The 26302-nt window shown below is 45.4% G+C and carries 26 protein-coding genes, 1 tRNA gene and 1 pseudogene; 10 read left to right on the forward strand and 18 right to left on the reverse strand.

Annotation, left to right across the window (positions count from 1 at the left end):
- Positions 1-67: 67 nt before the first annotated feature.
- Together E7X56_RS09865 and E7X56_RS09870 are read left to right on the forward strand one after the other, a co-directional pair.
- Positions 68-176: transfer RNA gene (locus E7X56_RS09865), tRNA-Met, on the forward strand.
- A 98-nt stretch (positions 177-274) separates the two neighbouring features.
- Positions 275-3010, forward strand: a complete 2736-nt coding sequence (locus tag E7X56_RS09870; RefSeq protein WP_135606591.1) for a DNA-directed DNA polymerase — start codon at positions 275-277, stop codon at positions 3008-3010.
- A gap of 91 nt (positions 3011-3101) precedes the next feature.
- On the opposite strand, the gene eno is transcribed toward E7X56_RS09870, so the two are convergent.
- Complete coding sequence (gene eno / locus E7X56_RS09875; RefSeq protein ID WP_135606592.1) at positions 3102-4379, reverse strand: phosphopyruvate hydratase; 1278 nt, start codon at positions 4377-4379, stop codon at positions 3102-3104.
- A gap of 179 nt (positions 4380-4558) precedes the next feature.
- On the opposite strand from eno, the gene E7X56_RS09880 reads away from it, so the two are divergent.
- On the forward strand, positions 4559-4912 hold the full coding sequence (locus E7X56_RS09880; protein ID WP_135606593.1) for a transcriptional regulator: 354 nt from the start codon (positions 4559-4561) through the stop codon (positions 4910-4912).
- A gap of 29 nt (positions 4913-4941) precedes the next feature.
- Here the strand turns inward: E7X56_RS09880 and E7X56_RS09885 are convergent, their stop codons facing one another.
- The 5 genes from E7X56_RS09885 to nadC form a co-directional block, all read right to left on the reverse strand.
- Positions 4942-5388, reverse strand: coding sequence for a PPC domain-containing DNA-binding protein (locus E7X56_RS09885; protein WP_135606594.1), 447 nt, complete (start codon positions 5386-5388; stop codon positions 4942-4944).
- 17 nt (positions 5389-5405) lie between these two features.
- Positions 5406-6089: an ABC transporter ATP-binding protein gene (locus E7X56_RS09890; protein WP_135606595.1), complete on the reverse strand. Its 684-nt coding sequence runs from the start codon at positions 6087-6089 to the stop codon at positions 5406-5408.
- A gap of 203 nt (positions 6090-6292) precedes the next feature.
- Complete coding sequence (locus E7X56_RS09895) at positions 6293-7399, reverse strand: cell division protein FtsZ (RefSeq protein WP_135606596.1); 1107 nt, start codon at positions 7397-7399, stop codon at positions 6293-6295.
- Positions 7400-7455: 56 nt separating this feature from the next.
- Complete coding sequence (locus E7X56_RS09900; RefSeq protein WP_135606597.1) at positions 7456-8706, reverse strand: DUF11 domain-containing protein; 1251 nt, start codon at positions 8704-8706, stop codon at positions 7456-7458.
- Between the two features lie 108 nt (positions 8707-8814).
- The gene (nadC, locus tag E7X56_RS09905; RefSeq protein WP_135606598.1) at positions 8815-9651 is read right to left on the reverse strand and encodes a carboxylating nicotinate-nucleotide diphosphorylase; all 837 of its coding nucleotides are present in this window, start codon (positions 9649-9651) and stop codon (positions 8815-8817) included.
- A 135-nt stretch (positions 9652-9786) separates the two neighbouring features.
- Between nadC and E7X56_RS09910 the strand changes: the two genes are divergently transcribed.
- From E7X56_RS09910 to E7X56_RS09920, 3 genes are all read left to right on the forward strand, one after another.
- Positions 9787-10602 (forward strand): aspartate dehydrogenase, encoded by an 816-nt coding sequence (locus E7X56_RS09910; RefSeq protein ID WP_135606599.1) that lies wholly within the window; start codon positions 9787-9789, stop codon positions 10600-10602.
- Between the two features lie 101 nt (positions 10603-10703).
- Complete coding sequence (gene nadA / locus E7X56_RS09915) at positions 10704-11624, forward strand: quinolinate synthase NadA (protein WP_135606600.1); 921 nt, start codon at positions 10704-10706, stop codon at positions 11622-11624.
- 23 nt (positions 11625-11647) lie between these two features.
- Positions 11648-12493 carry a geranylgeranylglycerol-phosphate geranylgeranyltransferase gene (locus E7X56_RS09920; RefSeq protein WP_135606601.1) on the forward strand — a complete coding sequence of 282 codons (846 nt, stop codon included), beginning with the start codon at positions 11648-11650 and terminating at the stop codon, positions 12491-12493.
- Positions 12494-12496: 3 nt separating this feature from the next.
- Here the strand turns inward: E7X56_RS09920 and E7X56_RS09925 are convergent, their stop codons facing one another.
- From E7X56_RS09925 to E7X56_RS09935, 3 genes are all read right to left on the reverse strand, one after another.
- Positions 12497-13132 (reverse strand): RNA ligase partner protein, encoded by a 636-nt coding sequence (locus E7X56_RS09925; protein WP_244603485.1) that lies wholly within the window; start codon positions 13130-13132, stop codon positions 12497-12499.
- A 118-nt stretch (positions 13133-13250) separates the two neighbouring features.
- Complete coding sequence (locus E7X56_RS09930) at positions 13251-15449, reverse strand: CDC48 family AAA ATPase (RefSeq protein ID WP_135606603.1); 2199 nt, start codon at positions 15447-15449, stop codon at positions 13251-13253.
- A gap of 148 nt (positions 15450-15597) precedes the next feature.
- Positions 15598-16290, reverse strand: coding sequence for a (5-formylfuran-3-yl)methyl phosphate synthase (locus tag E7X56_RS09935; RefSeq protein WP_135606604.1), 693 nt, complete (start codon positions 16288-16290; stop codon positions 15598-15600).
- A 45-nt stretch (positions 16291-16335) separates the two neighbouring features.
- On the opposite strand from E7X56_RS09935, the gene E7X56_RS09940 reads away from it, so the two are divergent.
- Together E7X56_RS09940 and E7X56_RS09945 are read left to right on the forward strand one after the other, a co-directional pair.
- Positions 16336-17043 (forward strand): HisA/HisF-related TIM barrel protein, encoded by a 708-nt coding sequence (locus tag E7X56_RS09940; RefSeq protein ID WP_135606605.1) that lies wholly within the window; start codon positions 16336-16338, stop codon positions 17041-17043.
- Positions 17044-17112: 69 nt separating this feature from the next.
- Complete coding sequence (locus E7X56_RS09945) at positions 17113-17346, forward strand: hypothetical protein (protein ID WP_135606606.1); 234 nt, start codon at positions 17113-17115, stop codon at positions 17344-17346.
- Here the strand turns inward: E7X56_RS09945 and tmk are convergent.
- On the reverse strand, positions 17343-17948 hold the full coding sequence (tmk, locus tag E7X56_RS09950) for a dTMP kinase (RefSeq protein ID WP_135606607.1): 606 nt from the start codon (positions 17946-17948) through the stop codon (positions 17343-17345). The two genes, E7X56_RS09945 and tmk, sit on opposite strands and share 4 nt — an antisense overlap.
- A 60-nt stretch (positions 17949-18008) precedes the next feature.
- A complete protein-coding gene (locus E7X56_RS12235) occupies positions 18009-18137 on the reverse strand; it encodes a hypothetical protein (RefSeq protein ID WP_256360060.1) in 129 nt (42 codons plus the stop codon).
- 97 nt (positions 18138-18234) lie between these two features.
- Here E7X56_RS12235 and E7X56_RS09955 point away from each other — a divergent pair, with 97 nt between their 5' ends.
- A complete protein-coding gene (locus E7X56_RS09955) occupies positions 18235-18912 on the forward strand; it encodes a DUF166 domain-containing protein (protein WP_135606608.1) in 678 nt (225 codons plus the stop codon).
- Positions 18913-18983: 71 nt separating this feature from the next.
- Here the strand turns inward: E7X56_RS09955 and E7X56_RS09960 are convergent, their stop codons facing one another.
- A complete protein-coding gene (locus tag E7X56_RS09960) occupies positions 18984-20420 on the reverse strand; it encodes a methanogenesis marker 14 protein (protein ID WP_135606609.1) in 1437 nt (478 codons plus the stop codon).
- Between the two features lie 21 nt (positions 20421-20441).
- Positions 20442-20834, reverse strand: a complete 393-nt coding sequence (gene trxA / locus E7X56_RS09965; protein WP_135606610.1) for a thioredoxin — start codon at positions 20832-20834, stop codon at positions 20442-20444.
- A gap of 408 nt (positions 20835-21242) precedes the next feature.
- Between trxA and E7X56_RS09970 the strand changes: the two genes are divergently transcribed.
- The gene (locus E7X56_RS09970; protein ID WP_167879512.1) at positions 21243-22238 is read left to right on the forward strand and encodes a restriction endonuclease; all 996 of its coding nucleotides are present in this window, start codon (positions 21243-21245) and stop codon (positions 22236-22238) included.
- A 17-nt stretch (positions 22239-22255) separates the two neighbouring features.
- On the opposite strand, the gene E7X56_RS09975 is transcribed toward E7X56_RS09970, so the two are convergent.
- The 5 genes and pseudogenes from E7X56_RS09975 to hcp form a co-directional block, all read right to left on the reverse strand.
- Positions 22256-22465 carry a hypothetical protein gene (locus E7X56_RS09975; RefSeq protein ID WP_135606612.1) on the reverse strand — a complete coding sequence of 70 codons (210 nt, stop codon included), beginning with the start codon at positions 22463-22465 and terminating at the stop codon, positions 22256-22258.
- A gap of 52 nt (positions 22466-22517) precedes the next feature.
- Entirely contained in the window at positions 22518-22847 is a 330-nt protein-coding gene (locus E7X56_RS09980) for a hypothetical protein (protein ID WP_135606613.1), read from the reverse strand.
- Positions 22848-22871: 24 nt separating this feature from the next.
- Positions 22872-23861: a radical SAM protein gene (locus tag E7X56_RS09985; RefSeq protein ID WP_210409268.1), complete on the reverse strand. Its 990-nt coding sequence runs from the start codon at positions 23859-23861 to the stop codon at positions 22872-22874.
- A gap of 110 nt (positions 23862-23971) precedes the next feature.
- Positions 23972-24325, reverse strand: coding sequence for a hypothetical protein (locus E7X56_RS09990; RefSeq protein ID WP_135606615.1), 354 nt, complete (start codon positions 24323-24325; stop codon positions 23972-23974).
- Positions 24326-24465: 140 nt separating this feature from the next.
- Positions 24466-26154: pseudogene (gene hcp, locus E7X56_RS09995) on the reverse strand (hydroxylamine reductase).
- Positions 26155-26302 lie beyond the last annotated feature (148 nt).

A 26302-nucleotide genomic window follows, 5' to 3' on the forward strand; every position in this document is an offset into this window, starting at 1 on the left:
AATTCAAAAGGATGTTGATGTCAATCGATATGCTTTAATATCACTATGTCCATTTAGGTGCTGCAATGCCCGGATAGCCTAGTTGGTTGGGGCGCCAGACTCATAGGGACTTTTAACCGAGCGTCCAAATCTCCTGAGAAATCTGGAGGTCGCGTGTTCGAGTCACGCTCCGGGCACTTTGCCTTTCATTAATTTTGTTTTTTGCTATCAGTTTTATTTTCGGTTTTGGCTTTGACAACAAAGCATATATTATGCCTTCACATTAAGTAGTTCCATGAATTTCCAGATCCTGGATGCAGATTATTTCCGTGAAGAAGATCGACCTGTAGTACGCCTTTTTGGCAGGTCCGACGATGGGAAGAGCGTCTGCTGTCTTGTTCCGGGATTTGAGCCTTATTTTTATCTGAGTGCATCAGGTGACCTCCAGAAGCTGGGTCAGACAATAAAGGACAGGTTCGATGTTGTAAAGGACATTGAAGTGGTCGAGAGGTTCGAGCCAATAGGCTATCAGGAAACAAAGCAACCGATGCTAAAGGTCACCACATTTGACCCGCGCAACGTTCCTGAGATAAGGGATGAAGTGGCAGGAATGCCGGGTGTCAGGGAGATATATGAAACGGATATCCTGTTCAGGAACAGGTTCCTTATAGACAAGGGTTTCAAAGGCATGGGATGGGTCAGTGCAGAAACAGATGCCGATGTATCAAAAGGTGATCTGCTCTGTGACCATGTCATGAGAGCTTCAGAGTTGACCGAAGTTGACAGGATCGCCAACGCTTCATTAAAGTATATGGCCTTTGATATCGAATGCCTGCCTCATGACGGTGGAATGCCTACGCCGGATGTTTCTCCCATTATCATGGTAAGTTTTGCTTTTGAGCCGGCTTACAAGGGGCACAGTACTATTGTACTTGTCAAGAAAGAGGTGGAAGGTGTTAGTGATGACGTTGAGATGTTCACGGAAGAAGCCGATCTCCTTAACCGGTTCTTTGAGATCATCACGGAATATGATCCCGATGTGATCACCGGTTATAACATAAATGATTTTGATGTTCCCTATATCGTTGACAGGGTGAAGACCCTGAACGAATCCGGTGGCGGTATAAGATCGGTTGTCGGAAGGGATTCGAGGCAGCTCAGTTATCGTAAGATCATAAGCCGCACAATGGTGTCGATACCCGGAAGGGTGGTCGTGGATGCGCTTCCTCTTATCAGGCAACAGTTCAGCCTGAAAAGGTACACCCTGCGTAACGTTTCAAAGGAACTGCTCGACAGGGAAAAACTGGACGTTGCACCGGCGGATATGGAAGAGCACTGGAACGATTCCGGTGAGAAGATCAGGAAGTTCATCGATTATTCCAGGCGTGACTCCGAGCTTGCCCTTGAGCTTTTGCTTAAGCTCAAGCTTTTGGACAAGTATATTGCTTTATCAAGGGTCAGCGGTGTCCTGCTTCAGGATACGGTCAGTGGTGGGCAGACCAATATGGTGGAGCATATCCTGATGACGGAGTTCGGTAAACAGGGTAGGGTCATGTCCACAAAGCCGGATGATGAAACTTCAGCTTTCAGGCGCAAGCAGAATGAGGGCCTTAAAGGCGGTGCAGTTCTTGAACCTGAGAAAGGGCTGCATGAGAATGTTATCGTTCTGGACTACAAATCCCTTTATCCTACCATTATGATGGCTCACAACCTCTGTTATACAACTGTTGTGAAACCTGGGACATATCCTGAAGAAGATATTATCAGGTCTCCTTCAAAGGGAGAATTCGTTAAGCCCGACATATTCAAAGGCGTTGTGCCATCAGTTCTGGAACATTTGCTTGATCAGAGGATCAGTACAAAGCAATTGATGAAAAAGGCGAGCGATGAAGGGGAATATCGTGTTCTTGATGCAACACAGCTTGCCCTGAAGATCCTGCTTAACAGTTTTTATGGTTATTCTGGTTATGCCCGTGCAAGGCTCTACAGCCTCCAGATGGCCAATTCTGTGACAAGTATAGGCAGGGGGAACATAGCAAGGACCGAAGATATCGTCTGCAACAAGATCGGCAGGATACTTCTCAGGGATAATGTAGCTTATCTCACAGATGAGGTCAGTGATTCCAGAGAGGATGATAAGGTAGTGAAACTTTCCGTAGCTTACGGTGATACGGACAGTGTTTTTGTTCATTGCAGGAACGATTGTGACGAGGAGTTCGCAGAAGGTGAGTTCTCACTTGAAGACTCCGCATTGGTGGGAAGAAAGGTCGCAAGCATTGTCACAGCATCGTTGCCTGATCCCATGGAGCTCGAATTTGAGGCAGCTGCAAAGCGTGTTCTTCTGATAGCCAAAAAACGATATGCGCAGTGGATATTTGAGCCAACGAACGACGGCTGGAAAGATAAGATAAAGGTAAAGGGACTTGAAACGGTACGTCGTGACTGGTGTGAGCTAACATCCAAGATGCTCAACAGGGTACTGGAACTTGTACTAAAAGAAGGTGACATTGATGGCTCTGTTCGTCATGTAAGGGAACTTGTTGACAGGGTGCGCAATCTGGATGTACAGAAGGATGCTGATATTGTTGAGGACCTTGTGCTTACAAAGAGTTTCTCCAAGTCCCCTTCAAGCTACAAGAACAAACAACCCCATCTTACCGTGGTGGAGAATATCCAGAGGCGCACAGGTGTTCGCCCGGCCATTGGTGAGAGAATACCATTTGTTATTACTGCAGGGAAAGGTCTTTTCGTAGATAGGGCAGAGGATCCTGAATATGTCCGTGAGCACAATATAACTCTGGATGTGGACTACTACATACAGAAGCAGATGCTGCCACCTGTGGAGCGTATTCTTGGCGTATTTGGGGTTGATGTGGCTACCCTGAACCACGATTCAAAACAAAAAGGTCTCTTTGATTTCGATAGATCTCCTGAAGAAAAGGTCGAAACTGTAAGAAAGACCTGCAGAGGAACCGAAGCATCTGCTCAACAGGCGGATCAGAAAACGCAGAGTTCCCTCTTTGATTTTTAAATCTAGAAAATTAAGTTAAAAACAAATTTAATCTAAATTTAATATAAGTTTAAAATAAATTCAAAATTGAATTAAATCAAAATAAAAAAGATCAGAGCTGCACATAACGTGCAGAATCTCCGAGATCTTCTTCTATTCTGAGTAACTGGTTGTATTTTGCAGTGCGCTCACTTCTTGCAGGTGCTCCTGTCTTGATTAGGTCAGCACCAATTGCAACAGAAATGTCTGCGATCATTGGATCTTCTGTCTCAGCGGAGCGGTGGCTTACCACAACGCTGTATCCATTGCGAAGTGCAAGGTTTGCGGCATCAAATGACTCGGAGATCGTACCTATCTGGTTGATCTTGAGCAGGAGTGCATTTGCAGCATCCATTTCAACACCCTTTGCAAGGCGGTTCACGTTCGTCACGAACAGGTCATCACCTACGATAATGGTGTCCCATGCCTCACTGGTAAGTGTTGCAAAGTCTTCGAATGACTCTTCATGAAATGGGTCCTCTATGGAAAGGATCGGATAGGTGTCGATAAGTTCAAGGTAATAATCCACAAGTTCAGCAGGTGTAAGCATATTTCCATCGATGGAGTATTTGCCATCTTCAAAGAACTCTGATGCAGCAGCATCAAGACCGATGGTGATCTCGGATTCGGTATATCCTGCTTCATCAATGGCAGATACAAGGGCATCCAGTGCATCGGATGTCATTGAGATCGGTGGTGCATATCCTCCTTCATATCCAACGTTGGTTGCGGATGCACCGTATTTATCTTCAAGGACCTTGCCCAGTGCATGGTAGGTCTCGGTTCCCATTCTCAAAGCATTGGAATAAGTGTCTGCTCCCTTTGGCTGTATCATGAACTCCTGTATGGAGAGCTCGTTACCGGCGTGCTTTCCACCGTTGATCACGTTCATGGTCGGTACAGGCAGTGCGAACGCGTTGGTTCCACCAAGATAGCGGTAAAGTGGCATGTTAAGTGAATCAGCTGCTGCTTTTGCAACGGCCATGGAAACACCTAGGATCGCATTGGCACCAAAGGTCATCTTGTTATCGGTTCCATCCAGTGCGATCATCAGTTCATCGATCTCACGCTGGTTGCGAACGTCCATTCCAAGCAGTTCCTTTGCAAAGGTGGAGTTAACATTTTCAACTGCATCAAGTACACCTTTCCCGTTGTAACGATCATCCTCTTTGTCCCTTAGCTCGAGTGCCTCATTACTTCCGGTCGATGCCCCGGAAGGCACACTTGCCCTTCCAAATCCACGGCTAGTGTAGATATCGACTTCAACAGTAGGATTTCCTCTGGAATCAAGGATTTCCCTGGCATGTACTTTTTCAATTGTATACTTTGCTTCTTCGCCAATATAGCTCATGTTTTCCACCATTAGAACGTTCTATTGACCAATCGTACATTACAGTATATATCGTTACCGCATTTGTTGTTTCAGGGTTCTAATGTTATAGTTTCCTTATGTACTCAACATTCTCAACAGCATAAATTTATAATGGTGTAGCATTATTATTGTATATAGGGAGTGAAAATATTATTTTAATGGATGATGAAGGGTATGAAGTATCATCACTTTTGCAAAGTATTGACGTTCCGAGGATCGAAGCGCTTTCGATCGCCTGTCTTTTCAATGTAGAGGAATTGAGCTCGCAGGACATCGAGAGGGCCACCGGGCTGAGGCAACCGGAGGTAAGCGTTGCCATGCGCTCACTTTACGAACGTGGATGGATAGATGAAAGGGATGATAAAAGGACAAAGTGCAGGGGAAGGCCTGCAAAATATTATTCACTGAAAGTGGACTTTGCAGATATAATCAAGGTCTATGAGTCGAAGATATTGAAAATGAACGAGGAAAAGCTGAAGATCATTCAGGATCTCCTGGGGATGGCTATTTGATCTTGAAGTCTTAAGGACTTTAGCTTTTCTTATTTCATTGCTCCGAACGTAATTGGGGCAAATCCTTTTGCAGTATCAAAAGCGCGTTTAGCGTCCATGCCGGATATTTCCAGTATGAATACTTCAAGCACCATGAAAGCCTCACTTTCCCCACGCATGCATCCAACATTCACATTATCGCCACGACCGGCAGAGGTGTGAAGGTGTATCTTTGGTCTTCCTTCTTCTGAAAAGATATTTCCGATCCCTATGACTTCATGGGGGTCAGAGTAATTCACCCACATAGGTTCGGGTGGAATTGCATTCTCTTTTGGACCGACAACAAGGTTTGCTTTAGCAACAGCACCCAGCAGGATGAAAACTGCAGATGTGATACTTTCTTTTTCAGCGAGTCCTTCGAGTTCTTCAAGCAAATCTTCTCCCGTGTCTATCCTTACGGTAAAGACCCTTCCTATATTCCCTTTACTATATTCCATATTTCCACCGTTATAGATCATTCATTGACTATTTTTCCATCTACCAGCCGTACGATACGTTCAGTCTTTGCAGCCATGTTCTCGTCATGGGTCACAAGTATGAAGGTCTGGTCATGTTCCCTGTTAAGCTTCCTTAGAAGCTCATATATCTTATCACTGGAATGGCTGTCCAGATTGCCTGTGGGTTCATCACCTATGACTATCTTTGGACTGTTTGCCAGCGCACGGGCTACGGCAACCCTCTGGTTCTGGCCCCCTGATAGCTGGTTCGGCCTATGATCCATTCTATCTTCGAGATCAACTTCTTTCAGAAGATCGCGTGCGATCCTTTCAGCTTCACGCTTGCTTTTCCCTGCTATCAGCAGAGGCATCATCACATTCTCAAGTGCAGAAAAGTCAGGCAGCAGGTGATGGTACTGGAAAATAAAGCCCAGCATTTCGTTGCGTGCTCTGGAACGCTCCCTGTCAGACATCGTAGTTACATTTTCCCCGTCTATCAGGATGGTCCCGCTGGTAGGCGTATCCAGTATGCCTATCATGTGAAGTAAAGTACTCTTTCCTGATCCTGAAGGACCGATTATTGAAAGGAACTCTCCGCGTTTAACGGTCATGTCCAGTCCGTCAAGCGCTTTGACCCCAAGACCATCGGTATAGATCTTGGTAAGGTCTCGTATCTCGATTATGTTGGGTTCACTGGTCATACTATGCCTGCGTTGTGTTAGGTCTGTGCACATTCTTTTATTTTCAGGATTATTTATAATGAATGGTGCTCTCTCATGAGCAAGCAATAGTCTTCTGATGAGATACTCAACTCTTGTAATAGCTGCCTATAAAAAAGCTGAAATAGTTACAAAAAAGTTCAAAAATAGTATAAAATATCCCTTAAAGGGATATTATGGAATGCTTAATAATCAGGCTCAAGCCCATCGATCTGGGAAAATGCCCTATCGACTCCTTTCTGCTCGGTAATCCTTGTTTTCTTTTCGCGTTCCTGATGGATCGCATCTACGGCAACAGAATAAAGGTTCTCAAGTTCTTCTGCAACTTCAAGTGTCAGCACAGCAAGTACCTGGGGCGTTTCTCCTTTCCTGACAATGATGCCTTTGAAAACGTGACCAACCGATGAGGAAAGTTTTTCCACTTCAGTGGATATCTCATCAATGCTCAGGTATGACTTGTCACCTTTTATGATGATCATTGCCCTGCTACCTTCCTTGTAAACATCAGTGGAGAACAGAAGTCCGGAAGGTGAAAGTGCTTTTTGTATCGCTGACTTGATGGGCGTTCCCTTATCGGCCTCATAGAAACCGATGGTTGCAAGCCCTGCACCGCCACTCATAACTGTCTTGAAGTCACCAAGATCGGTCACCATCATCATTTCGCTATCCAGTGCATCGATAAGGAATAAGATGCGCTTTGCGATCATATCATTGATGCTGTTGTATGCTGACTGTACATCTCCTCCAATCTGTTTGAGGAACTGGTTGTCGGCAAGTATTATACCGTCCACGCCGCTGTCACGTATATCCTTCAGGCAGAATGCAGCATTCTGCAGGTAGAGTGTACCCTCCTCTCTGAACGGAAGGACGACGACCGCATAGATCGGGAAATCATAACTCTTCTTTAGTTCCTCGATAAGTGGAGGTGTAAAGGATGATCCTGTTCCGCCTGATGCAGACGTGATCACAAAACCGATATCGAAGTTTCCCCTTTCCTCGATCTGGCGCATGATGTTTGCTTTGTTCTCTTCAAAGACCTGTTTGCCGACATTGCGGTTTGCACCGACTCCGTGAAGGTGAGGAATATGTACTCTGTCCTTTGCTTTGGTGAACCTCATCTCTTTCAGGTCGTTCATTGCAGTGTTGATTGCTATTGTCTCAACATTGCTCTTGTATTTCTGCTGTGAGTAGAACTTTGCAAATTTGCTTTTACCACCAAAAGCCTCTTTGTTTATCGCATCAAGGATACGGTTACCACATTGACCATTTCCTATGACCAGTATATTGAGCAAATAATTCCTCCGGATTTAATCTCTCTTGAAACGTTCATTATGAAGTTAGCTGGCGATCAGTACCTGTATTGTCTGGACCGATAGACGATCCATCCTCCGATGGCAAGAATGACTACCAATGGGATGGCATACACATACAAAGGCTGTTCGAAAAGCACATCATATTCACCTTTTGCCACAGTGAATGTGTTTGTAGTTAGCTCCCCGCTGACAACCTCTGGTCCTGTGGAACTGCCACTGTCATACTGGTATGAATATTCTGTTGTAATGGTATAAGTTCCCACTTCAGTTGGCTTGATATTGTATCTGATCTCTTTTTCCTGGTTCAGGCCAAAATTCTCAATATACACTTTTGGTACATTGTTGATCATTTCAATGTTATCACTGCTGCTTTCAAAATCAAGTCCTTCGGGGATCTGGATGTTCAATACGACACCATTTGCAGAGGCTTCACCTGTGTTCCTGATACTGATCGTGACCTCTACATCGTCGCCTCTTTGCACGCTTCTGGTGTTCATTGAAGTGGAGAACTCAAGTTCTGCTACTTTCTCTTCGCCGGTGACCGTAACAACAGGTCTGTTCGAGGTAGCCTGTGGGAAGTCCAGATCTGCTTCATTGGAGAATGTTGCAACAGTGGGTTTAAGTTCAAATGTACCTGGTTCATTTGCCTGCAGCTTATAGAGGAAAATGGTCCTTTCTTCATATTTGTCTATTGACATTGGACCTGCTTCTTCAAGAGTAATCTCCTGTAATATGAACCCGGCAGGTTTTGGATCAGTGAAACGAACTTCTGTAGCTCTTCCGTCTCCGTCATTCCTGACCACTACTTTGATCGTGACGACCTCGCCCTGTTCCACACTGTAGGAACTTACTTCCTTTGTGATCTTCAGTTCAGGTGTACCCGAATACTTTGCTTTATCATGACCACCATCAACTACCTGTTCCAGATAAACAGAATCGTCATCATCTATGGTAATAGATATTTTTGCATGTGGGACCAGTCCCCCGATCACGGAGTATAATGTGAATTCAATAGTTCCTTCTTCCACGTCAAAAGAGTAAGAATTGCCCTCGTTAAGCATCTTATCATGTATCAGTTCATCCTGGTCGTACACTTTAAAGACGCAGGTCCCGGCATCTACAAAGACCTCGGCCACATCGATCACAATATTATTGATCTGGTATCCATCCCCTTCTTCTATGGTTCCATTGAACAGGATATCTTTGGCAGATGCACTCGATGTGAACATCAAAGCTATCAATGTTATTGCCACTATCGTCACAAACAAATTTTTAGACCGAAACATAATTCCCTCGACGCAAAAGTAAATTGCTATTTATTAGTATTTTATAGTATATACTCTACCAGCATCAATACAATATAAGAATCCAATAAATAGTTTGTGATAATGGCATCACGTATCAGTTTCTACAAACTCAAGACTGACATCCGTCCACTGTGATCTGTGAACCAGTGATCCCACGGATATCACATCAACACCTGTTTTGGCATATTCTGAAATGTTGTCCAGGTTTATGCCTCCTGAAACCTCAATGATAACATCGTCCCTGAGCCCTTCGTGCTTCAATTCTTCCAGCGCATGGATCACCTGTCCGGGTAACATGTTATCGAACATGATAATATCGACACCCAGTCGTGCTGCTGTGATCGCATCTTCTGCGGTTTCGACCTCTACATCGATCTTCTGTGTGAATCCAGCCAGTTTTTTGGCGGAAATGATCGCGTTCTCCAACCCCATAGCGTTTATGTGGTTGTCCTTGATCATAATGGCGTCTGAGAGATCGAACCTGTGAGGGTCTCCTCCGCCTGCAATAATAGCAAGTTTTTCGAACTTTCGGATTCCAGGCGTTGTTTTCCTGGTCCCGGCCACCTTTGTATCCGAATACTGTCTGACGATCTTCTCATATTTGCGGGTCAGTGTTGCAATTCCGGTCAGATGTCCCAGAAAGTTCAGGACAAGGCGTTCGGCGCGCAAGATTGCTACGGAATTTCCAGTTACTTTAAAGATAGTGTCCCCTGCTTCGATCTCATCCCCGTCCACAAGTTCCGTATGTGTCTGGATAGCAAAATATTCCATTATCTTTTGTGCAACTTCGATCCCTGCGACAACACAATCCTCTTTTGCAAAAATTATCGCATTGATCTTTGTTTCAGGAACAAGGGTGCAGGAAATATCGTTAGCCCCAAGATCTTCACTGATGAATCGTTCTATCTCACAGTTCAGTATCATATTACCACATATATTAATGCCTCAAGAGGTTTATATGCTTTTAGAGTATTTTGGAATATCATGGTCGAACTTATAGGTCGACCGACATTCAACTAACCATAATCGAATTAATAAGATATTCATAAGGAGTCCAGAATGCTAAAGATCGGAGTGTTCGGATGTGGAGCTATCGGTACCGAGCTTTGTAAAGCTATCGATTCCGGCCACATAGATGTCGAACTGTATGCAGTATATGACAGACACGAACAGGCAACAATTGATTTGGAAAAGCAGCTCAGGAACATGGATCCGAAAGTTCTTGAGATCGCAGAGATGGTAAAGCACGTTGATCTTGTGGTAGAATGTGCTTCCCAGCAGGCAGTCTACGAAGTAGTTCCTACTGCTCTCCATGCAAAGTGTGATGTTATGGCGATAAGTGTAGGAGCTTTTGCTGACCAGAATCTCCTTAAAACTACCATTGACCTTGCAAAGGAGTATGACTGCAAGATATACCTTCCCTCAGGAGCAATTGCAGGGCTGGATGGCTTAAAATCTGCATCTGCAAAAACGATATATTCGGTGACACTGACCACTGAGAAGCACCCCAGAAGCCTTGCAGGAGCACCCCATGTTATCCAGAACAACATAGACCTTGATGCTATCACAGGAAAGACCGTGATATTTGATGGCATGGCATCCGAAGCTGTCAAAGCTTTTCCTGCCAATGTTAACGTTGCAGCTTCCCTGAGCATTGCAGGTATCGGTTTTGATAACACAAAGGTCAAGATCGTTGCAAATCCTGCTCTTTCAAGAAACATCCATGAAATTACCGTGGAAGGAGAGTTCGGAATGTTCACAAGCCGTGTGGAGAACGTCCCGGCCCCGACAAACCCCAAAACAAGTTATCTGGCTGCCTTGTCAGCCATTTCCACTTTGAAAAAGATCGCATCTCCCCTTCAGGTCGGCACATGATAGGTCCGATGGGGAAAAATGTTAAATCCTTATCTGGTTATTGTAGCGCGGTCCATTAACATGTCGTAATCAGCGACTAAATTGAAAAATCAAGTGATCATATGCAGGACAGGCAAACCATCATCAATAAGATAAGATTGTTAAAAAAAGAGCGCAATGCCGTAATCTTGGCTCATTGCTATGCACGCGATGAGGTTCAGGATATTGCAGATTTTGTAGGCGACTCCCTTGGATTGAGTCAGGAAGCAGTTGATCAGGAAGCCGATGTGATCGTGTTTTGCGGTGTAAGCTTCATGGCTGAAAGCGCTGCGGTCCTCTCTCCTGAAAAGACCGTGCTTATGCCGGATGCAGATGCTAATTGCCCCATGGCAGCAATGGTGGATGTACCATCTCTCCGTGAGCTGAAAAAAGAACATCCTGATGCAATGGTGGTATGCTATGTGAATACGAGGGCTGATGTCAAGGCCGAAAGTGATATCTGCTGTACATCTGCCAATGCGGTGGATGTTGTGAATTCATTGGATGCGGATGAGATCATCTTCGTTCCTGACAAGAACCTTGCAGCTTATGTTGCAAAGCACACTGACAAGAAGATAATTCCGTGGAACGGTTACTGCCCTGTGCACAACCAGATCCTTGAAGAAGATGCTCTGATGGCTATGCACGATCATCCGGATGCAGAAATAATGGCGCATCCCGAATGCCGTCCCCAGGTACTTGAGGATGCAGATCATGTGTTCAGTACCACGGGTATGTTGAAGTATGCAAAGAATTCTTCATGCAATGATTTTATCATTTCCACAGAGCAGGGAATAATGCACCAGCTGGAACTTGAGAACCCCGAAAAAAGATTCTATCCTGTTTCTAAATTTGCCTTCTGCTCTGACATGAAGATGATAAACCTGGAAGCAGTACTGCGTTCACTGGAGAACATGGAACACGTTGTGACCGTACCGGAAGATATCCGCTTGCGTGCAAAACAGTCCCTTGATCGTATGTTAGAGGTCAGGCGTAGCAGGTAACATTACTTAATGGGGACATAAAGATGCGATCCTATCTCGAGCTGATGCGTGCCGGCAATTGTTCAATGGCAGCTTTTGCTGCACTGGTTGGTGTCCTGATAGCGTATAACATTCTTTCATCAGCAGGTTCAGCTGCATCCCTTTCATTGTATGATGCATCGCTTGTGTTTTTCATCGTCTTTTTCGTGACAGGTGCCGGAAACGGGCTTAACGATTATTTCGATATCGACATCGATACCGTGAACAAACCTTCAAGGCCAATCCCCTCTGGAAGGGTTTCATTAAAGAGCGCTCTTTATTTCTCTCTCATACTTTTTGGTGCAGGGGTTGCAATGGCATTTCTTGTCAATATGCTCTGTGGCATCATTGCCATGCTCAATTCACTTGTTCTGATACTCTATGCAAAGAACCTGAAACGTACCCCCTTCTTCGGTAATGCTTCGGTCGGTTACCTTACAGGTTCCACATTCCTTTTCGGTGGTGCCGTTTTTGGGATGGACGGACTTCAGGCTGTGATCGTTCTTTTCCTGCTGGCAACGCTTGCTACCATCGCACGTGAGATAGTAAAGGATATCGAGGATGTAGAAGGTGACAAAAAAGAAGGTGCAAGAACATTGCCGATCCTTATCGGGCCAAAGAAAGCATCTTATATGGCTGCATCTTTTGGTTTTATTGCTATGCTTGCAAGCCCCGTTCCATATTTTCAATCAATACTGAACGAAAGATACATTTTTGTTGTGGCAATTGCAGACATATTCTTCCTTATAGCGGTCTACCAGATACTTGGAAAGAATGACGCTGCAAGCTCTTCTAAATTCTTCAAGTTCGCAATGCTCTTCGCATTGGTCTCGTTCATCGTTGGTGCTTAAAACTCACTTTCTGTCGTTCCCCTTCGAAGGTGTGTGCTTAAGATATTCCTGAAGCATCATGGGAAATGTTGTTGCAGGTACGAACCTGACCCCAAGTTGTTCTGCCCATTTCTGGATACCATAATCACTTGCAACAACTGCGGCATCCAGCTCCTTTGCAAGCAGCAGCACATCAATATCCGGTGCGCTGTCAAGAATGCCATAGCGAAGTGCTGAACGGTACTTGTTCCTGAACTTGCCTACAATGCCACCAATAAGCTCACGATCGATCACATTATCCATGTCATAGCCGGCATCCACATCAGGATTGACAGAAAGGCATTGTACGGATGCTTCCCTGATGGCTTCTTCTGCCACGTTCATGCCTTTGTTGATACGCTCACGCATGTATGCCACATACTCGTGGAAAATATGGGATGTAATCTTCACATCATGCCTGTCAGGTGCTTTTTTAACGAGCCATGTATCGATCTTTGCAATGACTTCATCATCACAATTGTTGTTCTTTGCAAACTCATGAAGCTCTTTGTATACGGACGGGAACGGGACATAACAGCTTATCTGTAGGTGAAGTCTTGATTCAGCTATCAGGTCCAGTATTGTACGCATGCCCTCACAAAGATCATCTATCCCCATCATTTCCCGAGTCTGAAGATCGGTCAGAGCTGTAGTATCTATTACAAATCTTTGCTTTAACGTTGTTTACTCCCCCTAAAGTGATACGATATCTGTATTAAGACTCTTATTTTCTTTTCCCTCAGTCTCTATTTTCTTCAGATCCTGATGATCTTGAAAACATGCAGGCAGTTTCGACATACATCTCCATCTCACTATTTGATGTAGAGGGTCTGACGCGTGAAATTGCCTTCTTGAAATGTGGTATCTGAAGCACTATCCTTCCGGCTGCTTCATAAGCTTCTTCCTTTGTCATTTTCGGTTTGATGTTCTCTCTTAATGCCATCATTGCAGCTTCCCTGCAAACTGCTTCGATATCGGCACCAACATAACCTTCTGACATATCGGCAAGTTCGGAAGAGCTGATTTCATCTGAGAGGGGTTTGCCGGCAAGATGGATGTTGAATATCCTGATACGTTCCTCCCTTTCAGGTGCTTTTACATAGATAAGCCTGTCAAAACGTCCGGGTCTTAAAAGTGCAGGATCGATAATATCCGGACGGTTGGTAGCAGCCACAACCACAATGTCCTTCATCTCCTCTATGCCATCGATCTCGGTAAGGATCTGGCTGACAACACGTTCAGTTGCCTGTGACTCAAGCCCCATTCCTCGCTTTGGGACCATGGAATCAAGCTCATCAAAGAAAATGACTGTTGGAGATGCCTGCTTTGCTTTTCTGAACGTTTCCCGGACCGCCTTCTCGGATTCTCCCACGTACTTGCTGAGAAGTTCGGGTCCCTTGATACTGATGAAATTAGCTTCACTTTCGTTTGCAACAGCCTTTGCAAGGAGTGTCTTTCCTGTTCCGGGAGGTCCGAAAAGCAGTATGCCTCTTGGCGGGGTAGTGTTCAGGCTTTCGAACATGTCCGGGTATTTCAGAGGCCATTCCACGGCCTCGATGAGTTCCTGCTTTGCCTGTTCCAATCCACCGATATCATCCCACATAACATGCGGGACCTCTACGAACACTTCCCGCAGCGCAGATGGTTCGATGTTCCGATGAGCTTCGACAAAATCAGCTTCAGTAACCTCCAGCTGTTCCATTATCTCGGGTGGGATCTCCTCCTCTATGCTGATCATAGGGAGCATCCTGCGAAGTGCATGCATTGCTGCTTCTTTACATAGTGAGGACAGGTCCGCGCCTACGAAACCGTGGGTCATATCAGCGATCATATCAAGACGCATGCTTTTCTCTATCGGCATCCCACGGGTATGGACGTAGAGTATCTGCAGTCGACCACTCCTGTCCGGTATTCCGATCTCGATCTCACGGTCGAAACGCCCGCCGCGACGCAAGGCCTGATCGATGGAGTTCGGGCGGTTTGTAGCCGCTATGACTATCACTTTTCCTCTGCTTTTCAATCCGTCCATAAGTGAGAGCAGCTGGGCAACAACTCTTCGTTCCACTTCTCCGACAACGTCGTCACGTTTTGGTGCGATGGAATCGATCTCGTCGATGAAGATGATGGATGGTCCTTCTTTTTCGGCGCCTTCGAATATCTCGCGGAGCTTCTGCTCACTCTCCCCGTAGTATTTGGATATGATCTCGGGCCCGCTGATCGGAATGAAGTTAGCCTCACTCTCACTGGCAACCGCTTTTGCTATCATGGTCTTGCCTGTTCCGGGAGGTCCGTAGAGCAGTACTCCTTTTGGAGGATCGACACCGAGCTTGTCAAAAAGTTCCGGGTGGCGCAGGGGAAGCTCTATCATCTCGCGCATCAGACCCAACTCCCGTTTCAAGCCGCCGATATCCTCATAAGAAATTCCCTCGCTGATATCGGTTTCAGCAGTTGGCTTGTCCATTACGATGTGGGTGGTACGCGCCACAACAACGGGGCCCTGGGGCACTGTAGATTTGACAATAAAGGTGAGAGGATTGTTAACTGTCTCTATCCTGATACGCTGTCCTCTTTCCAGAGGTCGACCTTCCAGATTACGGTGTATTGAGCGTGAAAGCCTTTCCTGGGGGAAGGCCCGGGTGGGTGCAAGAGTTATTCGTTCAGCTTCCTTTTCAACAATTCTCCTGACCGTTACCTGATCGTCTATGCCAACCCTTGCATTGTTTCTCAGGTTGCCGTCGATGCGGATGATCTTTTTCCCGTCATCATCAAGGTTTGCCGGCAGGACCCTTGCATAGGTCTTCTTTTTACTCCTGATCTCGATGATGTCCCCGCTTACTGCGCCAATTCTTTGCATAAGGGCATTGGCAAGCCTGGCGATGCCTCTGCCTGCATCACGGTGGTTTGCTTCTGCAACACGAACAATGAGATCTTCGGCCATATCGGGAACCTATATCAAAGGATCAAAAGAAATGCAGTGCCAGAGGCAATAACTGCAAGATCCACTATGGAGTAAATTTTACAGTAATAGTATAAATAAAAGATGATGCAGAAGGGTTTTCTGCAAAAGTAAAATGGTGTGAGACCTATCAGATCTCACTCTTTAATTTCTCAACAAGTTCCTGTTTGATGGTAGTGCTGCGGTCTCCGCCACAAACAATGCCGCGTACACCAATGATGGTAGGCTGAATGCGCTTTAATGCTGGGATGTCATCGAATTTGATGGTTCCTGCAATTGCGGTTTCAAGTCCGCGTGCGTGTGCATCGTTAACGAACTCAATGAGGTCATCTTCGCTCATGAACTCGAAGGTGGAGCGACCGTCCTTGATACCAGTGTCGACCATAACAAGGTCCACACCTGCTTTCTCTCCAATAGCGGGGAGTAACTTCGGATCGATGGAGTCGATACGCTCATAGTCAGAATATCCGCAGGCAACGACCTTAATGTCCATTCCCTTTAAAGATTCGGCAATGCCGGTCATCATTTCAAGCGCCTGATCTTCGTTCTTTACATCGTAGAGCCCGACCTTCACATAGTCTGCACCTGCAGCTGCAGCCCCGTATGCGGCAAGTGCTGCGGTGCCTGGCTTGTAATTAAAGTCACCGAGTGCGGCACTGATAGGTTTTTTACCCTCGACGGCATCTTTCACATCCTTGATGACCCATGGGAAATTAGCACCCAGTGAGCCTTCTTTTGGATTTTTGACATCAATCACATCTGCTCCTCCGTTGAGTGCAGATATCGCTTCTTCAGTGTTAATAGGACTTACCAGTAATTTCATGTATTGGCCTCTTTTTTATAGGATGAACTAAAGTATCGATTAAATATGTTTCGAATCGTGTTTGTATTTGATGTATATAACCATAATGCTGTCCATGCACAGGGTGGGGACCGCCGCATGTACCGACCGGTACATGAGTCCAGCTTGATATGCACGACATCGGACCCTGTGGAGATAGTTCGCAGTCTCAGGCCCGCAGAAGTGTATATTGCAGACCTTAACCGTCTTCAGGGTCAGGGAGTGCCGGATATCAACTTCGATGTTATCAGGGGTGTTTCAGACCAAACAAATGTCATGCTGGATGCGGGAATTTCCTCTTTTGAGGACATTATGTCCGTAATGGACCTTGCAGACCATCTTGTAATGGGCACTGAGACCGCTTCACTTGACACCATCTCGAAGGTAGCTTCACAATACCCTTCCAGGGTAAATGTCAGTATCGATAAAAAGGATGGTGTGATCCTTTCTTCAGACCCTTCAATGCCCCGCGATCCACTTGAGATCGTTGAGGTGCTCAACGGCCTTGATATCAATGATGTCATATTCCTTGACATGGATATGGTGGGAACCTCGGCGGGTTTCGATGCACAATTCTTAAGTCAGATAGCAGATGTTTGTGAACACGACGTACTTCTTGGTGGAGGCGTAAGGGGCTTAGAAGACATCGATCAGCTTGAAGATATAGGTATCAAAGGCGTATTGGTGGCTACAGCCTTGCACAATGGCTCTATCCCTGTTACAATGTTACAATAAAAATCACAATTTTATAACTAAACTTACAATAAACAGACAAAAACTGAAAATTACATATCTGGTGATAATATGGCAGAAGATAATACGAATGTTTCTGAAGGCGAAGAGTACATGGAGATCAAGATGGCAGGCGGCTGGTATCTTACCATGACCCTTGCAAAAAGCGAGAAGTATGACAGTGAATATGTTGAGGTCGCAAAGGAAAGAAGCGGTCAGAAAAGGAGCCGCTTTAACATAAATCCGAAATACGCACGTGAACTTGGCGAGACCCTCATAAAGTTCGCAGACGCGAACGGTCTTTAACTTTCCATGATCGATGTGATTGCCTGCAACACATCGTTCTCTATTTCTTTAAGGTCCCTGTCGGTATCTATTATGACGAACCTTTCAGGTTCTTTCTCTGCAAGCCTGAGGTAGTTCTCCCTTACTCCGTTTAATAATTCGATCTTCTCGAACTTTGTCTGTTCCCCTCTTTTACCACAGCGACGAACCGCAATTTCCGGGTCGATGTCAAAAAGGATCGTAAGGTCAGGGACCACTGTCCAGCCTTTATGGATCTGCTGCACCCATTGCATAGGCTCATCGAACCTTTCCTTGAGTGTAATGCCCTGATATGCATACCTGCTATCCGAATACCTGTCCGAGATAACGACCTTTCCGTCTTCAAGTGCCGGGCGTATCAGGGTTGCAATATGGTTTGCATGGTCTGCGGTGAAGAGCATCAGCTCTGCAAGGTGGTCTGTGTTGGATTCAATGGCTTTATAGACCGCGTCACCTATCCAGCTTGTAGTAGGCTCCCTTGTGAACACTGCACTGGAAAAGGCAGGATGCGAGTTCAAAAAACGGGTGATGGTGGATTTACCGGATCCATCGATACCTTCCAGTGTTATGAGCTTTCCTTTCATGAGTGTCAATGTACTGCTATCTTCTTAACTTTATGTTCTTCGATCTTCTGTTCTTTGATCTTATGTTCTGGAAGTATCCTCACTTCCGCATTGAGGGCATTTTATGGGAAAGAAGTTAGGATCTGCCTGGAATACAAAATCACACACATTACATCTGAAATATACCATTGACTGGTCGATATCTTCCATTTATATCACCTTAATATTTTAGCAGTAATACTAAGGTTGAACAGTAAACAATATTAATATACCGCTGTTCCAATAATATCACAAGTAGGTATTGAAAATGACAAAAATAGGAGTTATACTGCGCGGAAAATATGGGTCACGGCTTGTCGAGACCGTGCGTTCAAAGACAGATATGGAAGTCATAGTGGCAGAGCTTCCCGCTTATCTTCCGGATTTCATAGATGAGCCCGAGGAGTTCTTTTCCGGGCTGGACTTTGATACGAAAGTGTTCGATGCTGACATCATAATCACTTATTCCCTGCATCCTGATATCACTCCCCAGATAGCGCGCATGGCAGGAAAGGCCGGTGTGCGTGCTCTGATAGTGCCCGGAGGTGCTTCAAAGGCACCTGTTAAAGAACTGGAAGATATATCAAAAGAGTACGGCATCTTCATAGAGGTCGATGAGATCTGCTGCAATGTAGCATCTGATCCTGCTACTGATGACTTCACCTGCTTCTTTGGAAATCCGGTACTTGATGTTGAAGTAAAGGACGGGAAGGTCGCAAAAGTGAATGTGATACGAGGGGCACCGTGTGGCAGTACCTGGCACATGGCAGAGGCTCTTGTAGGCACTCCGGTAGAAGAAGCCGGTCCAAAGGCCGGTCTGATAGTTTCCCAATATCCCTGCCGCGCGGTCAGGGGAAATATGGGTGGCATACATGAGTCTTCGGAGATGCACAAGCAGGAGATAGAGGCGGCCATAAAACGGCAGCAGGCTTCTGCTAAAGAGTGAAGGGCAAAAAACAGAAACAGAAACCGAAACAGAAAATAAAGAGTGGCAGGATAGAATACCTGCCTTTCAGATCATTTGTTCTGAAGTTTGATACGCTGTCCAAGGATACATTTTCCGCCGCGGTGGCCTCCAAGCGGGTTGAATGTGGTGCCCAGGGAGTTCATGCATCTTGCCATGACCGCAGCGCCTCTTGCAAGACCGTCGTCTACGAAGACAACGTTCTCTTCGATCTTGTCGTGAAGCCCGAGCTCATCCAGATACTTCAGTGCAAGTTTGGCCTTCTCACCACTGATGCCGGCACGTCCGGTAATTCCAATGGCCGTCTCAGGATACACAAGTCCTTCTTCCTTTGCGACCTTGACCAGCCGGTAGATAACCTGTGCCATAACTTCATCTATCACTGCAAAAAGTACTTTGAGGCCGTATTTGCTGTAGATCTCACCGCCTAACATTGATAGTTTGTCCATGTCGGATCCATTATCTCCAACATCGCATCCTATAAGCACAACTCCGATCTCTTTTGCAGCTTTAGGGTTTACCGGTACGCTACCGTATCTATCCCGGCTTTCCGGTACTTTTTCTATGATAACGTAATCGAGTACTTTCTTTGCGTATTCCTTGATGTTTTTGCCCTTAAGCAGCATTGTAAGCCTGTCTGTATGGATATCATTAAAGACATCCAGGGCAGTGCCAAGCCGACTGTCTACTGTTTCCGTACCTTTTATCAGGGCATCGGGTATCGCTCCTGCATATCCGCAGAAGTTACCGATGGTCTTTGCATAAGGTTTGTCAGGACTGATTATCCTGCCATCAAGGGTTGTTCCAAAGTCCATGGACATGCATGGGTTACGGAAATCCACATCCACCCATTTTGCACCTTCCTTGATACCTGCGGTAGCGAGCTCTCCTTCCATCTCATTGGCAACGATCTCAACACCGGTGGCACCGGTAGGCGGTAGCACACTGGCAACAGCCCCATCGAAGAATACTTTGTCCAGTTTACTGTGTTTCTGGAACTTTTCCGGAAGGTTTTCCACGCTCATAGGTGGTGTCATGTGCTTTGGTGGTACACCTGCGCTCAAACAGCCATCTGCAAGGGCTTTGATGAATTCCCCAACTTCCTCGGGTGAGTCGAATCCGGCAACAACCCCTGTTGAGCGCACAACGAAGCTGATGTCTGTTTCGATGTCAAGGTGAGCATCTTTCACAGCTTCCATAAGTGTATCCTTGACAAGTTCGGAGACTGATTCGCGGCTGAGTTCCACTCCGTTCAGGGTCTTACCGAAAATGGTTTCATCGGCTTTTGGTGGCCTGACATCCCTTGTCATTTTGACTGTCTTTGTAACGTGGTATGTCTTTCCTTCATCCATATTGGTGGCTGTCAGAATACATTTAGTGGTGGTGTTTCCTACCTCCACAGAGGCTACAATAAAGAAAGGCTTTGAACTTGATTTAAGGTCAAGGAGCCTGACCTCGGGATTTGCTGCGAATCTTGGTTTAAGTGACATTATATCATCTTCCGGTAATTATCAGATAAATTTGTTCAATCTTTCAACAAGCTGTTCTTTCTGGAGCGCACCCACTGTCTGTCCGGCCGGCTTTCCATCCTTGAATACCAGAAGTGTGGGGATGGCTGTGATATTGAACTTTCTTGCAGTCGCCTGGTTCTCATCAGTGTTCAGCTTGCCGAAAGCTATCTTGCCCTGCATCTCTTTTGCAAGGGTATCAATTACAGGTACCAATTTTCGGCATGGTCCACACCATTCTGCCCAGCAATCGATAACGATTACCGGATATTTTGATATAAGTTCATCAAAGTTCGCATCCGTAGCATGTATGGGGCTGTCCGGGAATGACCTCGACTCAAGGTTATTTTTGATCTGTTCCAATCGTTGTTGTCTGATCTTTTCTATATCATCCATTGTGCTCACCTGATCTGCTTGTGAGAACGGTTCTAAATTTTATAATAACATTAATATTTGATATGGTATTATAATCTACCATGTACTTTTATGCGTTTGCAGATTAATGTTGTGAAATGATTTAAAGTTTTATATGGTTAGTCATAAAACACACACAACCATGTGGTTGCGTACGGCATACCTTTTTAACAGCTTCATACAAAGATCGGATATGGTGTGTTCATGAAATACAAGGGTGAGAAAAAACAGATGGACCGGTCACTCTTTGACCAGAAATGTGTAACTTGTGGTACGTGGATGGTAAGTACAGAAAAAAAAGTAAATGACGTCACAACTATCACATATTCCTGCCCGAAAATGTGGTCTTACATATACGGTCGATAAATGAGTGGTATTACTATTTGGTCTTTGGATCAGCTTCTTGAAACAGACCCTTACGATCTTGAGAACCTTGTAGCTTTTCTTTTCAGGAGAATGGGATATAAGGCAGATGTAACTGCACGATCAAAGGATGGCGGAGTGGATGTGGAGATACAGCTTGAGCATTTTGGCCTTTCACATCGCTGGCTTGTCCAGGTAAAACGTTACCTTAATCCCGTGGGGGTAAAAGAGGTCAGGGAATACAGCAGCCTGCGTTACAGGGAAAAAGTTGATGGGGTTATTATCGTTACGACTTCCACGTTCACCGAAGATGCATACAGGGAAGCCACAGAGCATAATGTAAAGCTTATTGAGGGACAGCTGCTGGTTTCGATGCTCAATCATTACTGCAGTGATGCAGCTAAGAACGTTTCAGATGGAATTGAAAAGAAAACTACCACATCAGGCGGTGCTGTCCTCAAGACAGGCGAATCTGTTCATCTAAGGGAGCCTGCAATCGTTGGGAACACGCGACTTTCATTGGTTATTACGAACAGGAATATCTATTTTGAACAGAACTCAGGCGGTCTGTTCTCAAAAAAGCCGGAGATATCACGTCGCATAGAGGTCAGGGACCTTGTTGGGTTTTCACATGTAAGAAAGGAGATCCTTCTTGTACTGGGCAAAAAGAAGTTCGAAGTGATCCGGATCCAGCCAAAGGACATGGGGCATGTGTTGAATGTACTCGAGCAATTAAAGACCGATTACATGAGGGGGGAGTCTCTTCTCCGGCTGGAGCAGGCAAAAAATAATTTCGTTATCCTGACAAACCGCAGGCTTGCTACCATTACACCCCGGGGGGAAGAGGCCCTGGAGCTTAAGTTGAAGGATATTGTTGGATCGGAAGTAGCGGGTTCAGGGATGTTTAGCAGGCAGAAGCTCATTATTTCAGAGGTTCGCGAGGATGTAAAAAAGCATATATTTGAAGTGGCCGACGCAAAGGGATGGAAAAATGAGATCGATAAGGCTGTGCGTTCAGCCTGATCCTGATCTGTAAAGTATTATTTTGGGAAAAGGCCGCCATGTTTCTGGTAGGCTATAGCCCTTGTGATGAAAAGTGCGACGATACCAATGGAAATTCCGATCAGGATGACCATGACCGCATTTCCTTCATCAGCAAACTTCAACATGCTGTTGAAAAGGAATGCACTGACCAATATGCCTCCCAGCATAATGTAGGCAATTGGGGATTTGTAAAGTTTTTCAATCATATTTCTTCGCCACTTTGTATTCTATGATATCCTATTTTATTGTTATCCATGGTCAAATATCCGGATGTTTTTCTATGGGGCTTCGCTTTAGAACGCCCTCGATGTATTCGATCTTATGTATCCTTTCGATGGTCATGAAATCGAATATAAGCTCAATATCGTCCGGATATGGGCTGTTAACATACAGCGGGTGGAATGGTTCCATATCCTGCTGTGACACATAGAACATGTCTTCCCCAAAAAGAACAATATGCCTCAGGTCGTAATTCTCAAAAATATGAGTGATAAACTCCTTTGACATTGGCGGAGTTGCAAATTCAAAGTCCTCATCGGTCATTTCAATGGAGGTTTCGAATGCAGGTTCATTTCCTATTTCAGACATTTGTTTCCCACAAATTCTGTTCTTTCAGTCTTCATCCTCACAAAGATCCGTATGAGGGTTCATGTCGCATCCGGTACATGGCAGGCACATGGTCTTGAATACATCTGCACGGAGTCCGTTCTCGTCCAGGATCTTGCGAAGTAGCCTTGTAAGCTTAAGCAGCCTTTCTTTTGAAGGTCTTTCAATGAAAACTTCCCCTTCACGCAAAGGGTGCATGCTTGCAGGTCGGAGTATAGGTACTACTCCTATGGAGATCAGCTCACGGATTCCTTTTTCCACAGTTTCATCTGTCTCGCCCAGACCGATGATGAAATTGGCACATACCTTGTTCTTGCCAAAAACCTCTACAGCTCCCTTAAGCGCCTGCAATATCTCTTCCATGTCCTGTCCGGGACAGACTTTTTTATAGAGTTCCCTGTCCATTGTTTCAACGTTGTACTTGATCTCGTCAACGCCTGCTTTTTTTAGAAGTATGTTAGAATCAGGGGTGGGATAAACTGCAACACCAATGGGAATGCCGTATTTCTTCACAGCATGGACGACCTCGAGGGCTCTTTCAAGTTCTTTCTCCACTGATTCATCAACACCTGAGGTGATAGATATGGCCTTCATCTTGCCGGTGGCGTTCGCTTCGCCTATTAGATCCACGACCTCTTCAATGGTCTTGACCTTGCCATTGAGCTTTGGGACAGGACAGAACTTGCAGTCGAAGATACATCTCTCTGTCATGTTTATGTAGGCCTGGTCGGGGCAATGGATAAGCTCTTCTTCGATCTCTCCCCTTGCGATCTCTTTACCATCTCTCATTATGACAATGTCATCTCCATCGGCAACTGCTTTGAGAGGGGAGTCCTTGTTCAGGGCAAGCCTGACCCTTTGGTTGCCTGAGTGGAAGAAAAATGCTGTTTTGCCTGCTCCCGGTCCTGCGGTCGGGACTGTGACCTTCCCCAGCAGGGATGGCTCTATATCAAGGCTACCTACGGCTATAAGCTCGGCTTTTGTTTCTGGTCTCATCGGTATCTCCATCTTTTTCTGGACATTAATTGTTCTATAGCTGACAAATTGGCATTTGCCTATTATATATGCTTCTTCCGGTATATTTTGCCACTTTCATGGTAAATAAATTAATTACTATTTTTGTGTATTGAAAATATGGCTGCCAGGAATAGGACGAAACCCAGTCCCCAAAAAAGGCCATTCAGTGCCAATCCTATTGTAAGTATGATAAAACCCAATGTGAGAGCTACCTGCCAATTTGATGATCCCTTCATCATGTTGACCCTGCCGGTTGTGATCAAATATGCAGAGCTGAAGAACAATATCGATGTGATGAGGTACAGTATCCCTATGTGGTATCTCTGGTCAACTATTATCATTGCAGTGGCAATTGTCAGGAGAATTATTGCTGCAAGTGCAAGTAATATTTTCCAGACCTTGTTCTGATCGCCTTTAGGTTTGTTCTGAATATCTCTCACCATAATATGTTGTTTTATTATGGTATAAAAGAATTTTTAGTGGTCGTTCTGATGGTAAACAATTAGTCGGGTATAAAAAGAAAAAAATGGCTACAAATGGATGAAAATAATGAAGGAAGGGGATAAAAAGAAGGGGGGAAGGCTCAGAGCAGCCTTTCCAGATCCTCGTCGACGGTTGTGTTGGGTGCGATGTTGAAGTTCTCAACAAGGACGTTGAGGACATTCGGAGAGACAAATGCCGGCAGTGTCGGACCAAGTGTTATGTTCTTGACACCAAGGTACAGCAGTGCAAGCAATACAAGAACTGCTTTTTGTTCATACCATGCGATATTGTATGAGATCGGCAGTTCATTGATGTCATCAAGTCCGAAAGCTTCAGCAAGCTTCTGTGCGATGACCACAAGGGAGTATGAGTCATTACACTGTCCTGCGTCGAGTACTCTTGGAATTCCATCGATGTCCCCAAGATCAAGCTTGTTGTAGCGGTATTTTGCACAACCTGCTGTCAGGATGACAGCACTTTCAGGAAGAGCTTCTGCAAATTTGGTGTAGTAGTCCCTTTCTTTGTGCCTTCCGTCACAACCAGCCATGACCACGAAGCGTGTGATCTTTCCACCCTTTACGGCTTCCACGATCTTGTCTGCAACGGAGAGGACTGCACTGTGGGCAAATCCTCCAATCAGGGTGCCATCTTCCAGTTGTTCCGGAGAGCTGCATTTCTTTGCCTGCTCGATCAGGGCAGAGAAGTCCTTTGCACCGTTCTCGTCTGCATCGATGTGCTTTACATCATCAAAACCGACAATGCTTGTGGTATAGATCCTGTCAATGTAACTGTCCTTTGGAGGGACGATACAGTTTGTCGTCATCAGTATGGGACCGTTGAACTTTTCGAACTCGCTCTTCTGTGCCCACCATGCACCACCATAGTTTCCGACGAAGTGATCATATTTCTTGAATGCCGGATAGTAGTTCGCAGGCAGCATCTCTCCATGAGTGTAGACATCAACACCTGTTCCCTAGGTCTGCTTGAGCAGTTGTTCCATGTCCTTAAGATCATGTCCGCTGATGAGGATGCCCGGATTGTCCCTGACCCCAAGGTAAACCTCAGTTGGTTCAGGGTTGCCGTAGGTGGATGTGTTAGCTTCATCCAGCAATGCCATGACCTTTACACCGTATTCTCCACATTCGAGGACCAGTCCGACAAGATCGTCTACGGAAAGGGTGTCGTCAAGGGTTGCAGTAAGTGCTCTTTCTGTGAATGCAAATATCTTGTCATCGCTGTATCCAAGAACGTTTGCATGGTGCGCATAGGCTGCAAGACCTTTAAGGCCATAGGTAAGTAATTCCCTGAGTGACCTGATGTCTTCGTTCTGGGTTGCAAGGATACCTGTGTTTGTGGTCTTGAGAGCTTCGGGTGTGACGATCGCAGCACCGGGGATGTCAAATCTGGTTTCCGGATCAGACATGCTGAGTGTGGCTTTGACCTTGTTACCGAATGAAAGCCCTTTTGTTTCTCCAAGGTCGATGTTCCTTGTAACAAGATTGCGCTTGACACCATCTCTTATTTCAAGTCCTTCCCTGATGTATTTCTGGAAGTCCTTTGCGCTGAAGTTCGTGTTAGTGATGGTTGAGAAAAGCCCGTTCATGATGAACTGATCGACTTTCTCGTCGGTGATACCGTTCTCACGTGCCTTTGCGTTGTAGTATGCGATACCTTTGAGGATGTAGGTGAGCTGGTCCTGAAGGTCTGCAACTTCCGGTTTCTTTCCACATGCTCCTGCTTTGGTACATGCCTGTCCACTTACTGTTTCTTCACATTGATAGCAATACATCTTTTTGATCTCTCCTTTTTGTTGTAGTTATTGTAAATTTGGTATCGTTAGGATATTAAGTACATTAAAGATACTCGTATATATAGCCCCGGTTTCTTGTTGGATACCCGGTACCAAAACAAGTTTTCATGAACCGATGTTTCCATCC

Source organism: Methanococcoides sp. NM1 (assembly GCF_900774285.1).
GTDB lineage: Archaea > Halobacteriota > Methanosarcinia > Methanosarcinales > Methanosarcinaceae > Methanococcoides > Methanococcoides vulcani.

Bases quoted from the DNA above. Each gene is read 5' to 3' on its own strand.
- E7X56_RS09910 (WP_135606599.1), top strand. From the start codon at position 9,787: ATGCTAAAGATCGGAGTGTTCGGATGTGGAGCTATCGGTACCGAGCTT.
- E7X56_RS09960 (WP_135606609.1), bottom strand. From the start codon at position 20,420: ATGTCACTTAAACCAAGATTCGCAGCAAATCCCGAGGTCAGGCTCCTT.
- E7X56_RS09870 (WP_135606591.1), top strand. From the start codon at position 275: ATGAATTTCCAGATCCTGGATGCAGATTATTTCCGTGAAGAAGATCGA.
- E7X56_RS09945 (WP_135606606.1), top strand. From the start codon at position 17,113: ATGGCAGAAGATAATACGAATGTTTCTGAAGGCGAAGAGTACATGGAG.
- E7X56_RS09975 (WP_135606612.1), bottom strand. From the start codon at position 22,465: ATGATTGAAAAACTTTACAAATCCCCAATTGCCTACATTATGCTGGGA.
- E7X56_RS09920 (WP_135606601.1), top strand. From the start codon at position 11,648: ATGCGATCCTATCTCGAGCTGATGCGTGCCGGCAATTGTTCAATGGCA.
- E7X56_RS09925 (WP_244603485.1), bottom strand. From the start codon at position 13,132: ATGATGGGGATAGATGATCTTTGTGAGGGCATGCGTACAATACTGGAC.
- E7X56_RS09980 (WP_135606613.1), bottom strand. From the start codon at position 22,847: ATGTCTGAAATAGGAAATGAACCTGCATTCGAAACCTCCATTGAAATG.
- eno (WP_135606592.1), bottom strand. From the start codon at position 4,379: ATGAGCTATATTGGCGAAGAAGCAAAGTATACAATTGAAAAAGTACAT.
- E7X56_RS09880 (WP_135606593.1), top strand. From the start codon at position 4,559: ATGGATGATGAAGGGTATGAAGTATCATCACTTTTGCAAAGTATTGAC.
- E7X56_RS09990 (WP_135606615.1), bottom strand. From the start codon at position 24,325: ATGGTGAGAGATATTCAGAACAAACCTAAAGGCGATCAGAACAAGGTC.
- E7X56_RS12235 (WP_256360060.1), bottom strand. From the start codon at position 18,137: ATGGAAGATATCGACCAGTCAATGGTATATTTCAGATGTAATGTGTGT.
- E7X56_RS09985 (WP_210409268.1), bottom strand. From the start codon at position 23,861: ATGAGACCAGAAACAAAAGCCGAGCTTATAGCCGTAGGTAGCCTTGAT.
- nadC (WP_135606598.1), bottom strand. From the start codon at position 9,651: ATGATACTGAACTGTGAGATAGAACGATTCATCAGTGAAGATCTTGGG.
- tmk (WP_135606607.1), bottom strand. From the start codon at position 17,948: ATGAAAGGAAAGCTCATAACACTGGAAGGTATCGATGGATCCGGTAAA.
- E7X56_RS09930 (WP_135606603.1), bottom strand. From the start codon at position 15,449: ATGGCCGAAGATCTCATTGTTCGTGTTGCAGAAGCAAACCACCGTGAT.
- trxA (WP_135606610.1), bottom strand. From the start codon at position 20,834: ATGGATGATATAGAAAAGATCAGACAACAACGATTGGAACAGATCAAA.
- E7X56_RS09940 (WP_135606605.1), top strand. From the start codon at position 16,336: ATGTTTCGAATCGTGTTTGTATTTGATGTATATAACCATAATGCTGTC.
- E7X56_RS09890 (WP_135606595.1), bottom strand. From the start codon at position 6,089: ATGACCAGTGAACCCAACATAATCGAGATACGAGACCTTACCAAGATC.
- E7X56_RS09900 (WP_135606597.1), bottom strand. From the start codon at position 8,706: ATGTTTCGGTCTAAAAATTTGTTTGTGACGATAGTGGCAATAACATTG.
- E7X56_RS09885 (WP_135606594.1), bottom strand. From the start codon at position 5,388: ATGGAATATAGTAAAGGGAATATAGGAAGGGTCTTTACCGTAAGGATA.
- nadA (WP_135606600.1), top strand. From the start codon at position 10,704: ATGCAGGACAGGCAAACCATCATCAATAAGATAAGATTGTTAAAAAAA.
- E7X56_RS09955 (WP_135606608.1), top strand. From the start codon at position 18,235: ATGACAAAAATAGGAGTTATACTGCGCGGAAAATATGGGTCACGGCTT.
- E7X56_RS09935 (WP_135606604.1), bottom strand. From the start codon at position 16,290: ATGAAATTACTGGTAAGTCCTATTAACACTGAAGAAGCGATATCTGCA.